The organism is Massilia sp. P2_C2 (assembly GCF_056404615.1).
In genome coordinates this window covers 1-13,262 of record NZ_JBFUDR010000170.1, presented here as the reverse complement: position 1 = coordinate 13,262, position 13,262 = coordinate 1, and the positions used below count along the sequence as shown (strand labels likewise).

The window sequence follows — 13,262 nt, the reverse complement described above, 5'->3', positions numbered from 1 at the left end:
ACGACACCCAGCGTCTTGCCGCGCGGGAGCGTGAACGACACGTCCTTCACCGCCTTGAATTCGCGTTTGCGGAACAGGCCTTCGTGCACGTAGAAACTCTTGGCGAGGTTGTTCACGACCAGGATGTCCTCGTCGCCCGGCCCGTAGCCGCGCGTGCGCTGCGGCAGCGAAGCGGCCACGTCGACGCGGCCTTGCATGTAGTCGTCGATGACGGGCAGCCTTACGGGCCGCGCGTCCAGCTTCGGACGGCAATGCAGCAGCGCGCGCGTGTAAGAGTCGCGCGGATCGCCCAGCACCTGCGCGACGTCGCCCTCCTCGCGCACCTCGCCGTGGCGCATGACGATCACGCGGTCCGCGATCTCGCCGACGAGGCCCAGGTCGTGGGTGATGAACAGCACGGCCATGCGGCGCCGCTTCTGCAGGTTCGCGATCAGTTCCATGATCTGCTTCTGGATCGTCACGTCCAGCGCCGTCGTCGGCTCGTCCGCGATCAGCAGCTTCGGTTCGCAGGCGATGGCCATCGCGATCATCACGCGCTGCTGCTGGCCACCCGACATCTGGCTCGGGTAGGCGTCGATCTTTTGCGCGGGATCCGGGATGCCCACCTCCTCCAGCAGCGCGAGCGTGCGCGCGCGCGCCTGGCGCTTGTCCATGCCGAGGTGCAGCCGCAGGACTTCGCCGATCTGGAAGCCGACCGTGAACACCGGGTTCAGCGACGACATCGGCTCCTGGAAGATCATCGCGATGTCCTTGCCGCACAGGCGGCGCCGCTCGGCGAGCGGGAGGTCGAGCAACTCGCGGCCCTCGAAGCGGATCGACGCGCCGGGCTGGATGATCGTCGTCTCGGGCGGCAACAGCCCCATCACGGCGAGCGAGCTGACGGACTTGCCGCTGCCCGATTCGCCGACGAGGGCGACGGTCGCGTCGGGCGGCAGGCTGAACGAGATGCCTTTCACGGCCTCGAACGTATTCTTCCTGTCGGTCCGGAAGGACACGCGCAGGTCACGCACCTCGAGTAGAGTCACGTCGCTCATTTCAGTTTCGGATCCAGCGCATCGCGCAGCGCGTCGGCGAACAGCGAAAACGCCGTGACCAGGATTGCCATGGCAGTGGCGGCCGCCGTCAGTTGCCACCATTYGCCGAGGATGAGTTCATTCTGCGCCTCGTTCAGCATGCTGCCCCAGGAGACGACGCCCACCGGCACGCCGAAGCCGAGGAACGACAGGATCACTTCGGCCTTGATGAAGCCGACGACGAGGATCGACATCTGCACGAGCGCCACGTGCGACACGTTCGGGAAGATGTGCACGAACATCTTGCGCCAGCCGGACGCACCGATGGCGTCGGCCGCCAGCACATACTCCCTCGCCTTGTGCTTGATGTACTCGGCGCGGATCAGGCGGTACGGTCCGGTCCAGCCGGTGAGGCCGAGGATCAGCACGATCGTCAGCACGCCCTTCGTCTGCAGCACGGCGGCCACGGTGAGGATCATCAGGATCGAGGGAATCGCCGTGAACACGTTGTAGAACCAGTTGAACAGGTCGTCCACGCGCCCGCCGTAGAAGCCGGACAGCGCGCCGAACAGCGTGCCCAGCGCCACGGCGACGAACGCGGCGACGAGGCCCACGACGATCGACGTCTGGCCGCCCTTGATCGTCTTCCTGATGACGTCGTGGCCCCATTTGTCGGCGCCGAACGGCAGCGTGGTCCGCGTCGCGGCATGCGCCGCATGACCCTGATGCGCCAGCTGCGCCTGCAACCGGGCGATATCGGCCGCGAGCGGATCGAACGCGTTGGGCGGCACCGGACGCTGCGGCTGCGCGAGCGCGGCCAGCGCGGGATCGGGCCCCACGAACGTCGGCGGCGCGTAGTTGACGGCCACCTCGTCTTCCCAGTCCGCAGCGACCAGGCCCGTCGCCGCGAGCAGGACGGACAGGAGGAACAGGCACACGACGGCGAGCGAGGCCATCGCGACGCGGTCGGCGCGCAGGCGCCGCCAGGCCAGCGTCCACAGGCCGGGCGAGACGGCCGGATGATGCGGTGCCGGCCCGGTCATGTGAGCTGCACGCGCGGGTCGACGGCCTGGTACATCAGGTCGGCGAGCAGGTTGAACACCATCGTCGCAAAGGCGACGTAGACCGTGATCGCCTTGATGACGGGGAAGTCGCTGCGTTCGACGGCGAGGATCACTTCGCGTCCGATGCCGGGAATGCCGAAGAAGCGCTCCAGCAGGAAAGCGCCGATCAGCAGCGCGGGCAGGTTCGCCATGACGTAGGTGATGATGGGGATGGCCGCGTTGCGCAGCACGTGCACCCATACGATGCGGCGCTCCGGCAGGCCCTTCGCGCGCGCCGTGCGCACGTAGTCCTGCCCGACTTCGTCCAGCACGAAGCTGCGGAACAGGCGCAAGGTGGGCGCCAGCGACACCGCGAGGCCGATCAGGATCGGCAAGGTGGCATAGCGCAGCAGGTTTTCCGTGAAATGCTCGCCCCAGCCCTGCACCGGAAACAGCCCCAGCTTGTACGCGAGGCCATACTGGAACACGATGATGTAGACCAGGATCGAAATCGACATGCCGACCGTGCACGCAACCATCACGAGGCGGTCGGTCAGCGAGCCGCGCACGAATGCGACGGCGAGCGCCAGCGCGATGCCGATCGTCGTCTCCAGCACCGTCAGCGGCACGAGCACCGTCAGCGACGGCCCCAGGCGGCTTGTGACGATGTGCGACACCGGCTCGCCCGTCGCCCAGGCGTTGCCGAAGTCGAACGTCACGATCTGCTTCACGAAGATGCCCAGCTGGACGTACCACGGATCGTCCAGCCCCAGCTGGGCGCGGATGTTCGCGATGGCGCGGGCGTCGGCCATCTTGCCCGCCAACAGGTACGAGGGGTCGCCGCCGACCCAGTTGAACAGCACGAACACCAGCACGACGACGCCGGCCATCGTGGGCAGCATTTGCCAGAGGCGCCGCAGGATATAAGCAAACATCGGGATTCCCGGATTCATCGAACGCACCGTCACGCGGCGCGTTCGGAACTATAGACCAGAATGCGCYGCCCGAATGGGAAAAGATTTCATGGGGGCATAACCTGAGGGAAACACCATCTGTGGCGTTTACGCAATACGTAATGTCATCGTATTGACATATTGCGTCGTCCAATGGTTTGATGCGTTGCCAAAATTTAATTATGGATTTTTGGCCAAACCGAGAGAGCCCACACGCGAGCTTTTCCCGGTTCAATATGTGCATACCAAAAATATGCGGAATTGGGAACGCTCGATGCTCAACCTCACCATCGAAGCCCCATTTGGAGTAGTAATGCATCAAAAGAAAGCAATCGCACAAGCAGTGACGCTCGCCCTCGCCTATGCGGCAATGGGCGCTGCACCGGCCGTGGCGCAAGACGCCCAGGGGCCGATCCAGCGTGTTGAAATCACCGGTTCGAGCATCAAGCGCGCCACCGCGGAGACGGCATCGCCCGTCCAGGTGGTCAGCCGTGAAGACCTCGCCAAGTCCGGCAAGGGCACCGTCGCGGAATACCTGCAGACCCTGACGTCGGACGGCGCCGGTTCGCTGCCGACCGGGTTCGGCAACGGCTTCGCCGCCGGCTCGACCGCCATCTCCCTGCGCGGCCTGGGCGCCACCTCCACCCTCGTGCTGTTGAACGGCCGCCGCATGGCACCGTTCGCGCGCGCCGACGACGGCCAGAAGAGCTTCACCGACCTGTCGACCGTCCCGATGGAAGCGGTCGAGCGCATCGAGATCCTGAAGGACGGCGCCTCGTCGACCTATGGCGCCGACGCGATCGCGGGCGTGGTCAACATCATCCTGCGCAAGGACTTCGTCGGCACGGTGCTCAAGGCCGAGGCGGGCGAATCGCGCTACCGCGACGCCGGCACCGGCAAGGCCTCCCTCACCTGGGGCAAGGGCCACCTGGACGAAGACGGCTACAACGTCATGGTCAACGCCGAGTTCTACGGCAACGAGATGCTGATGAACAAGGACCGTTCGGACCGCGCCTGGATCGGCCACGGCGACATCCGTCCGTGGGGCTATCCCGCCAACACCCAGTTCGCCGCGGGCTACATCACCCCGGGCGCGTCCAGCCCGACCCCGACCGGCGCGCTGCGCGATCCGAAGACGACCAACTACGTCTCGCTGCCGGGCTGCTCGCAGTTCTCCGTCACCACCGCGCAAGACCCGGCCGGCGGCTGCCTGTGGTACCAGGACCAGTTCCGTTCGATGCAGCCGAAGATCGGCGGCATGAACTTCTACACCCGCTTCACGAAGAACCTGAGCAGCGACCTGCAGTTCTACGCCGAAGCCGGTTACTCGAAGCGCGACACCGAATTCACGCTGACCCCGCCGTCGACCAGCGGCACCATCGCCTTCCCGCCGAACGCCGCCAGCCCGACCGGCGTCATCAACTACGGCAACGCGATCCTGGTATCGCCCCTGCATCCACAGAACCCGTACGGCGCCGCCGTCCGCCTGCGTTACTCGATGTTCGACGTCGGTCCCAGCACGCGCTCGGCCGACAACGAATTCAAGCGCGTCGTGGTCGGCCTGAAAGGCACGCTGGCGGGCTGGGACTTCGACACCGGCCTCACGCACTCGCAGTCGACGCTCGACCTGAACTACAGCAACATGATCAACATGAAGGTGCTGCAGGCCGCGCTGGGTGATCCGACCAGCAAGTACTTCCCGTACTACATCGGCACGCAGGCCAGCAAGAACCCGGCCTCGCTGTACGCCGCGATGGTCACGAACGCCACGTCGCACTCGACCACCCAGCTGGACATCGCCGACTTCAAGGCCTCGCGCGAACTGATGCAGCTGCCGGGCGGCGCCCTGGGCCTGGCGGTCGGCGCGGAATACCGCCACCAGTCGCTGGACRACCCGTCGCTGTCGGGCACGTCGGACGGTTCGATCAACTCGTCGTACGTGGCCGCCAAGGGCGACCAGAACGTGTCGGCCGTGTTCTTCGAAGTGGCCGCACCGGTCATCAAGACGGTCGAGCTGAACGCCGCCGTCCGTTACGACAAGTACAAGGACTTCTCGTCGACCACGCCGAAGTTCGGCGCCAAATGGACGCCGCTGAAGACGTTCGCGCTGCGCACCACGTACACGGAAGGCTTCCGCGCCCCGGGTCCGGCCGAATTCAGCCCGTCGAGCCAGAGCACCGGCAGCTCGTCCGTGCGTGACCCGATCCGCTGCCCGGGCGGCACGCCTGCCGCCGGCGGCGCCACCGCCGCCGACTGCGCGATTTCGATCGGCGCCGTCAAGGTCGGCAACCCGAACCTGCAGCCGGAGAAATCCAAAGGCTACACGCTGGGCATGGTGTGGGATCCGTTCGACGGCACCGCGCTGTCGCTGGACGCCTTCAAGATCAAGCGTTCCAACGAGATCAACCCGCTGTCGTACGTGGAAGCCGCCGCCCTGCCGACCGCCGTCCGCAACGACAACAACCTGGTCGTGAACGGCGTCGCGATCCCGAACACGGGCACGCTGCTGCTGTCGAAGGCGCCATACCAGAACTCGAGCTTCACCGAGGTCAAGGGCGTCGACCTGGACGTCAAGCAGCGCTTCCGCCTGGGCGACTACGGCCGCGCCACCGTGGGCCTGACCTGGACCCACGTCGCATCGTGGGTGCGCGCCGAGAAGAACGGCACGCGCTACCAGTACGCCGGCACGCACGGCAACTGCGACACGTCGGACTGCGCCGGCACGCCGAAGGACAAGATCAGCACCACGCTGTCCTGGGACCGCCAGAACCTGAACGTGACCGCGACCGCGAACTACCGCGCCGACATGCAGAACGTGTACTTCGCGGGCGACATCTGCGCCTCGCAGTTCGCGGACAAGTCGCCGGCACCGGGCAACTGCCGCCTGGCGTCGTTCACGACGATCGACCTGTCGGCCCGCTACCAGGTGACGCCGCAGCTGCAGATCTACGGTTCGATCCAGAACCTGTTCGACAAGATCGCACCGCTGGATCCGCTGACCTACGGCGGCATGAGCTACAACCCGATGGACGCCAGCGGCGCCATCGGCCGCTTCTTCAAGGCGGGCGTGCGTTACCAGTTCTGATCGGCTGATCGCGAAGCATGAAAAAACCGCCGCCGGCTGCGAGGCCGGCGGCGGTTTTTTTAACGTAACGCCAACGCATTGCGAACGTCGCGCGTGGGCGGAGGGCCGCCCACCCTACCGGGCTGTAGGGTGGGCATTTGAGGCCGGGGGGGATTGATGCCGGGGGCATCAATCCAATGAAACGTGCCCACGCGTGACGCACACACACCACGAACGGGCTCAGGCGTCGTCGCGCAGGCGGCGCTGGCGCACGCTGGCCGCCAGGTCTTCCAGCACGGCGATGCTGGTCTCCCAGTCGATGCAACCGTCCGTGACGGACTGGCCGTACGTCAGTTCCTTGCCCGGCACGAGATCCTGGCGGCCGCCGACGAGGTGCGACTCGACCATCACGCCGACGATGCGCGTATCGCCCGCCGCAATCTGGCGGCCGATGTCCGCGCACACGGGCACCTGGTTCTGCGGGTTCTTGCTGCTGTTGGCGTGCGAGGCGTCGATCATCAGGCGGCCCGCGAGGCCGTTCGCGGCCAGCTGCTTGCAGGCTTCCTCGACGCTGGCGGCATCGTAGTTCGGCGTCTTGCCGCCGCGCAGGATGATATGGCAGTCCTCATTGCCCGCCGTCGACACGATCGCCGAGTGGCCCCCCTTCGTCACGGACAGGAAGTGGTGCGCCTGCGACGCGGCCTTGATCGCATCGGCGGCGATCTTGATATTGCCATCGGTGCCGTTCTTGAAGCCGACCGGGCACGACAGGCCCGACGCCAGCTCGCGGTGCACCTGCGACTCGGTGGTGCGGGCGCCGATCGCGCCCCAGCTGATCAGGTCGGCGATGTATTGCGGGCTGATCACGTCGAGGAATTCGGTGCCGGCCGGCAGGCCCAGTTCATTAATGTCGCGCAGCAGTTCGCGCGCCATGCGCAGGCCGTCGTTGATGCGGAAGCTGTTGTCCATGTACGGGTCGTTGATCATGCCTTTCCAGCCGACCGTGGTGCGCGGCTTCTCGAAGTAGACGCGCATGACCACTTCCAGCTCGCCCGCGAAACGGCGGCGCTGCTCGACGAGGCGGCGGGCATATTCCAGCGCGGCGTTCGGATCGTGGATCGAGCACGGGCCGATCACGACCATCAGGCGGTCGTCCTGGCCGTGCAGGATGCGATGCAGCGCCACGCGCGCCTGCGACGCGGTCTGTTCCGCCTCCGGGGTCACCGGGAATTCGCGGATCAGGTGCGAGGGGGGCGTCAGTTCCTTCATTTCGCGGATGCGTAAGTCGTCGGTGCGAGGCATTGCTGTTCTCCGTTCTGATCTGTGCTGATCTGTGATTGATATTTCTGAACCGTAAAAAAAAAGACCGCCAGCTCGGCGGTCTTTTGGAATCTTGTATCGGACTTCGTTCTGTTACTGCGTGAACCTGCCGCTACTCCACCGCCGTCGGGCTGGAATGGCTAAACCAAAAGTGAAAGGTAAAGAAGACGGCGTGGCGCATTGGGAGTTCCGATTAGTCGATTGACTATAACAACATTGCGGCGACGTTGGCAAGACTTTATTTGCCCTTTGATCTGTTGGTTACGGTTGCCTATACAGGCGATCGGTTGCGTCAACCAGACACCCTCTTCCGCTCTCCCAGCACACTTGAGAGATGTCAGTTGCCTCTTCGGTCGGGATGCAAAAGTTGCAACGGGTCCCGGCGGCATGCACACCGGGTCGACATTCCTCACCGCATTGGAGGCTGGACATGACTGAAACCCCGATATGCCGAACGATCCGACGCCTCTTCGCGGGCGGGGGCGCCTTCGGCCTCGCGCTGCTGGCATTGCCGGCGCCGGCCCAGGAAGCCGCGCCCAAGCCGGTCCCGCGCGTCGAGATCACCGGCTCGAACATCCGCCGCTCGGAAGCCGAAACGGCGTCGTCCGTCATCACCGTCAACCGCACCGACATCGAACGGTCCGGCAAGGCCACCGTGGCCGAGCTGTTGCAGACCCTCGCCGTCGACAACCAGGGTTCCGTGCCGACCACGTTCGGCAACGGCTTTGCCGCCGGCGCGTCCGGCATTTCGCTGCGCGGCCTCGGCGCCGCGTCCACGCTCGTGCTGCTGAACGGGCGCCGCATGGCCCCGTACGGCCTCGCGGACGACGGCCAGAAGCAGTTCACCGACCTGAACGTGATCCCGACGGACGCCGTCGAGCGCATCGAGGTCCTGAAGGACGGCGCGTCCGCCATCTACGGCTCGGACGCCATCGCCGGCGTCGTCAACATCATCCTGCGCCGCGATTTCCAGGGCAACGCCGTACGCTACTCGCGCGGCTCTAGCTCCGAATGGGACGGCAAGCGCACGAACATCGCCTTCACCAAGGGCATCGGCAGCCTCGACGCCGACCGCTACAACTTCCTGTTCAGCCTCGAGTACAAGAAATTCGACGAGATCTGGTACCGCGACCGCTCGGACCGCGACTGGATCGGCCGCAACGACCTGCGCAACTGGGGCTATTCGGCCGACCAGGCGCTGGGCGGCACGGGTGCCATCCTCGCCGGCACCGGCACGGCCGGCAACGCCATCAACGGCAACGTGCGCAATCCGAACGACCTCACGAACTACTACAACCGGGGCAACCTGCTCGCCCCCGGCTTCACCCGTACGTTCCCCGGCGCGGCCTGTTCCAACTTCACCAACCACCCGCAGGGCGACCCCGGCGGCGGCTGCCTGATCGACGCGTCGCTGCAATACAACCAGATCGAGCCGAAGCAGGAAAACCTGAGCTTCTTCGCGCGCGGCACCTGGCAGTTCAACCCGACCACGCAGCTGTACAGCGAGTTCAACTGGTACACGAGCCAGACGGATTCATCGACGACGCCATCGTCCGTCAGCGCCTCGGTCGGCTACCCGGGCGGGCCCGTCAACAACGCCGTCGTCCAGCTCGGCCCCGACCACCCGGACAACCCATACTTCGGCATGGCGGCACGGATCCGCTACCTCGCGGCGGACGTCGGCCCGCGCGTCTCCAACATCGATTCCAACTTCGTCCGCTGGGTCGGCGGCGCCAAGGGTACGAACCATGGCTGGGACTGGGACTCGGCCCTGCTGTACTCGCACAACCACGTCAACAATTTCCAGACGGGCTACCTGCAGCGCGACGTCGCCTTCGCCCTGCTCGACCCGTCCCCGGCCAATGTGGCGGCAGCGACGGCACACAGCCCGGCCTATGCGGCACTGCCTCCGGGCACCTACTGGCGCATCGCCGAAAACGCCGGGCTGAATTCGCCCGCGTTGTACGCCGCCCTGTCGCCGGGCATCGTCAACACGGCCAACACCAAGGTCGCCCAGATCGACTTCAAGGCCACCCGCGAATTCGGCGGCATGCCTTATTTGGCCGGCAACCTGGGGCTGGCGCTCGGCACGGAGTTCCGCCACGAGATGACGGAACTGCTGCCCACGACCGGCACGGAACGGGGCAATATCATCGGCCTGGGCTATTCCGCCTATTCCGGCAGCCGCAACGTGTTCGCGCTGTATGGAGAGGCGCTGGCGCCGCTGCCCTACCACCTCGAAGCGTCAGCGGCCATGCGCTACGACCACTTCACCGACGTCGGCAGTGCCTACACGCCGAAGGTCGGGCTGAAATGGACGCCAACACGCCAGTTCGCCCTGCGCGGCACGTTCGCACGCGGCTTCCGTGCCCCGAGCCCGGCCGAAAACGGTGCCGGCGGCCTGGCCGCATTCTCGACCGCGGCCGACCCCGTGCGCTGCGCGCTGGGCGTGACGAGCAGCTGCAACCCGGCGTCGGTGGCGCTGATCACGTCGCCCAACCCGGACCTGTCGCCGGAACATTCGAAGAGCTATACGCTGGGCATGATCTGGGACCCGTTCGCGCGCGCGAGCATCTCGGTCGACTACTGGAAGATCAAGCGCAGCGACGAGATCAACCAGGAACAGGTCGACGCCGCCATCGCCGCCGGCCACGTCGCGCGCGACCCCGGCAGCGCGAGCGCCATCCCCGGCGATCCGGGCCAGATCACCGCCGTGCTGACGCGCTACGTCAATTCCGCCCAGAGCAAGGTGCGCGGGCTCGACGTCGACGCGCGCTACAACCACCGCCTGCCGGACACCTGGGGCAATGCCACGTTCGACGTCAAGTACACGCACATCTTCGAATGGCTGCGCACGGAACAGGACGGCACCTCGCGCGAATTCGCGGGCACGCATGGCAATTGCGACGTCACCAACTGCACGGGCACGCCGGCCGAGAAGTTCAACATGCGCTTCGGCTGGGACCACCAGAACTGGCGCGTGTCGCTCAACATCAACTACCGTGCCCCCCTCGAGAACCGCTTCTTCCGCGGCGACCCGAGCGGCTGCGCCGTCACCTTCGCCAACGGCGCCGATGCGCCGAGCGGCTGCGAACTGGCGTCGTTCACGACGGTCGACCTGGTGGCGCGCTGGAAGCCAACGCCTGCGCTGGAAGTGTTCGGCTCGATCCAGAACCTGTTCGACAAGGTCGCGCCACTCGATCCGCTGACCTATGGCGCCCAGGCCTACAATCCGCTCGACTACGAGGGTGCGCGCGGGCGCTATTACACGCTGGGGGTGCGCTATTCGWTCTGAGAGAGGTAGGGTGGGCAGCTCCACCGTGATGGCGGCGTAGTCGAAATGCATGCGCTGCCCACGCGGTGATAGTTGGCGGCTCCGTGCTCGAGCGCGATATCGGAACCGCCAACTATCACCGCGTGGAGTCATTGAGTGCGTCGGGGACAGGCGTCGCGATCGGCGCGCCGGCAGGCTCTGCTGCGGGCGCCGCGGCAGGGGCGAGACGGTCGAGGCGGAGCCAGCCGCTGGCCTCGCGTCCCGTGCGCGGATTGCGGTAGGCGACGTCGGCATAGTCGCCGTAGACGTGGAGGACGGTCAGCACATCGCCCGGAATAACGAACAGTGCCGGCAGGCGGCACGCTTCCACCGGCGCCGTATGGAACCAGGCGCGGCCCGAACCGGTCACGACGCGTCCTGCCTGGGCAGACGCCACCGGTGTCCAGCGCGACGCGGCCGTGACCTGCGCCGCTTCGCAGCGGGTGAGCACGTTGGTGAGTTCCTTCATGCGGCCGGACGTCCACACGAATTCGTGTACGACCGGGTCGCGCTGCGGTTGTCCGGCGCGCTCGTGCCCCGGGCGTTCGTGCCCCGCGTCTTCCTGCGCCAGCTGGATGACGAGCCGGTCGCCCGCACGGCGTGCGCCGAACGCGGTCAGGCAATCGCCGAACGGCGCCGACATCGTCGCTTCATCGCCCGGTCCGACCCGCAGCACGACGAAGCGGTGGCGGCATTGCGGATCCGGCATCGATGCATCGACGAGCACGTAATCGGCATCGTCCTGCACGGACAGCTTGACGAGCCCGGCAGCGCCGTCGACCTGGCCGAGCGGCGCGCCGCGGAACAGGATGTCGGAGCGGGCTGGCGCCGCGTCCGGGACGGCCCGCGTCTCGACCGGGCCGAAGCGGGTGGCGACGTTCGCGCTCTCCACCTGGCACCACGACCGGGGCGCCACCGCGAGCAAGGCCGCCAGCACCGGCGCGAACAAAGCGGCCGAAATGTGCGAACGCCCGCGCGCTGCCAGGGACATACGCGTTCCCTGTGCGAAGGCGCGTGCCATTCGCAACGTGCGGCTGGCCGTCAGGCCGTGCCGCCGACGGTCACGCCGTCGATACGCAGGGTGGGCTGGCCGACGCCCACCGGGACGCTCTGGCCTTCCTTGCCGCACACGCCCACGCCCGAGTCCAGGCGCATGTCATTGCCGATCATCGAGATGCGGTTCATCGTGTCCGGACCGTTGCCGATCAGGGTGGCGCCCTTCACGGGATAGGTCACCTTGCCGTCCTCGATCATATAGGCTTCGCTGGCCGAGAACACGAACTTGCCGTTCGTGATGTCGACCTGGCCGCCGCCGAAGTTCACCGCATACAGGCCATTCTTGACCGAGGCCAGGATCTCGGCCGGATCCTTGTCGCCGGCCAGCATATACGTGTTCGTCATGCGCGGCATCGGCAGGTGCGCGAACGATTCGCGGCGGGCATTGCCCGTCACCGGCATCTTCATCAGGCGCGCGTTCATGGTGTCCTGGATATAGCCCTTCAGGATGCCGTCCTCGATCAGGGTCGTGCACTGGGTCGGGTTACCCTCGTCGTCCATGTTGAGGGAGCCGCGGCGGTCCTGCAGCGTGCCGTCGTCGACGACCGTCACGCCCTTGGCCGCGACGCGCTGGCCGATCATGCCGGCATACGCGGACGAGCCCTTGCGGTTGAAGTCGCCTTCCAGGCCGTGGCCGACGGCTTCGTGCAGCAGGACGCCGGGCCAGCCCGGGCCAAGCACGATGGTCATCGGACCAGCCGGCGCCGGACGCGCTTCCAGGTTCACGAGGGCCGCCTGCACGGCTTCGCTGGCGTATTTTTCCAGCAGTTCATCGGTGAAATAAGCATAGTCGTAGCGGCCGCCGCCGCCCGACGAGCCCATCTCGCGCCGGCCGTTCTGCTCGGCGATGACGGTGACGGATACCCGCACGAGCGGACGGATGTCGGCCGCCAGCACGCCATCGCTGCGCACGACGAGCACGACGTCGTACTCGCCGGCCAGGCCGGCCATCACCTGCACGACGCGCGGATCCTTGGCGCGCGCGATCTTTTCGATGCGCTCCAGCAGGGAGACCTTCGCGGTGGCGTCGAGCGACGCGAGCGGGTCATGCGGCAGGTACAGCGCCCGGCCACCGCTGGGCTGGATGCCGGATGCGACCTTCACGCGGCCGGCGCCCGCGCGCGCGATCGTGCGCGTGGCGGCGGCGGCGTCCAGCAGGGCGGCCTGGGAGATCTCGTCGGAATAGGAAAACGCGGTCTTGTCGCCCGACACGGCGCGCACGCCGACGCCCTGGTCGATCGAGAAACTGCCGCTCTTGACGATGCCCTCTTCCAGGCTCCAGCCTTCGCTCTTGGTGAACTGGAAGTACAGGTCGGCATAGTCGACCTTATGCGTGAACATGGTTCCCAGCGTCGTGATCAGCTTGCCTTCGTCGAGCCCGAATGGCGTCAACAGGACGTCGCGCGCGACGGCGAGGGAGGAGAGATTCGGTTCGAATGGAGTCATTGCGTCGGGTCTTTCTGATAAGGATAGGGCATTGTGCCATATCCGTTCATGTAG

8 protein-coding genes are annotated in these 13,262 nt (G+C 66.4%); 2 read left to right on the top strand and 6 right to left on the bottom strand.

Annotated elements, in window-relative coordinates; translation table 11 throughout:
- From AC1DYX_RS18985 to AC1DYX_RS18975, 3 genes are all read right to left on the bottom strand, one after another.
- Positions 1 to 1,034: ATP-binding cassette domain-containing protein (locus tag AC1DYX_RS18985; protein ID WP_477261623.1), on the bottom strand; the 1,034-nt coding region annotated here is incomplete at its 3' end.
- The gene (locus tag AC1DYX_RS18980; RefSeq protein WP_477261621.1) at positions 1,031 to 2,056 is read right to left on the bottom strand and encodes an ABC transporter permease; all 1,026 of its coding nucleotides are present in this window, start codon (positions 2,054 to 2,056) and stop codon (positions 1,031 to 1,033) included. The genes AC1DYX_RS18980 and AC1DYX_RS18985, both read right to left, overlap by 4 nt.
- Positions 2,053 to 2,991, bottom strand: a complete 939-nt coding sequence (locus AC1DYX_RS18975) for an ABC transporter permease (RefSeq protein ID WP_477261619.1) — start codon at positions 2,989 to 2,991, stop codon at positions 2,053 to 2,055. Before AC1DYX_RS18975 ends, AC1DYX_RS18980 begins: the two co-directional genes overlap by 4 nt.
- 331 nt (positions 2,992 to 3,322) lie before the next feature.
- Between AC1DYX_RS18975 and AC1DYX_RS18970 the strand changes: the two genes are divergently transcribed.
- Positions 3,323 to 6,094, top strand: coding sequence for a TonB-dependent receptor (locus AC1DYX_RS18970; RefSeq protein ID WP_477261617.1), 2,772 nt, complete (start codon positions 3,323 to 3,325; stop codon positions 6,092 to 6,094).
- 219 nt (positions 6,095 to 6,313) lie between these two features.
- Here the strand turns inward: AC1DYX_RS18970 and aroG are convergent, their stop codons facing one another.
- A complete protein-coding gene (aroG, locus tag AC1DYX_RS18965) occupies positions 6,314 to 7,375 on the bottom strand; it encodes a 3-deoxy-7-phosphoheptulonate synthase AroG (RefSeq protein WP_477261615.1) in 1,062 nt (353 codons plus the stop codon).
- A gap of 448 nt (positions 7,376 to 7,823) precedes the next feature.
- On the opposite strand from aroG, the gene AC1DYX_RS18960 reads away from it, so the two are divergent.
- Positions 7,824 to 10,688 carry a TonB-dependent receptor gene (locus tag AC1DYX_RS18960; protein ID WP_477261613.1) on the top strand — a complete coding sequence of 955 codons (2,865 nt, stop codon included), beginning with the start codon at positions 7,824 to 7,826 and terminating at the stop codon, positions 10,686 to 10,688.
- 115 nt (positions 10,689 to 10,803) lie between these two features.
- Here the strand turns inward: AC1DYX_RS18960 and AC1DYX_RS18955 are convergent, their stop codons facing one another.
- A complete protein-coding gene (locus AC1DYX_RS18955; RefSeq protein ID WP_477261611.1) occupies positions 10,804 to 11,697 on the bottom strand; it encodes a hypothetical protein in 894 nt (297 codons plus the stop codon).
- A 50-nt stretch (positions 11,698 to 11,747) separates the two neighbouring features.
- On the bottom strand, positions 11,748 to 13,208 hold the full coding sequence (tldD, locus tag AC1DYX_RS18950) for a metalloprotease TldD (protein WP_477261609.1): 1,461 nt from the start codon (positions 13,206 to 13,208) through the stop codon (positions 11,748 to 11,750).
- Positions 13,209 to 13,262 lie beyond the last annotated feature (54 nt).

What these genes read in the sequence shown, in the direction of transcription:
- AC1DYX_RS18975 (WP_477261619.1), bottom strand. Translation starts at nt 2,991, where the DNA reads ATGTTTGCTTATATCCTGCGGCGCCTCTGGCAAATGCTGCCCACGATG.
- aroG (WP_477261615.1), bottom strand. Translation starts at nt 7,375, where the DNA reads ATGCCTCGCACCGACGACTTACGCATCCGCGAAATGAAGGAACTGACG.
- AC1DYX_RS18955 (WP_477261611.1), bottom strand. Translation starts at nt 11,697, where the DNA reads ATGTCCCTGGCAGCGCGCGGGCGTTCGCACATTTCGGCCGCTTTGTTC.
- tldD (WP_477261609.1), bottom strand. Translation starts at nt 13,208, where the DNA reads ATGACTCCATTCGAACCGAATCTCTCCTCCCTCGCCGTCGCGCGCGAC.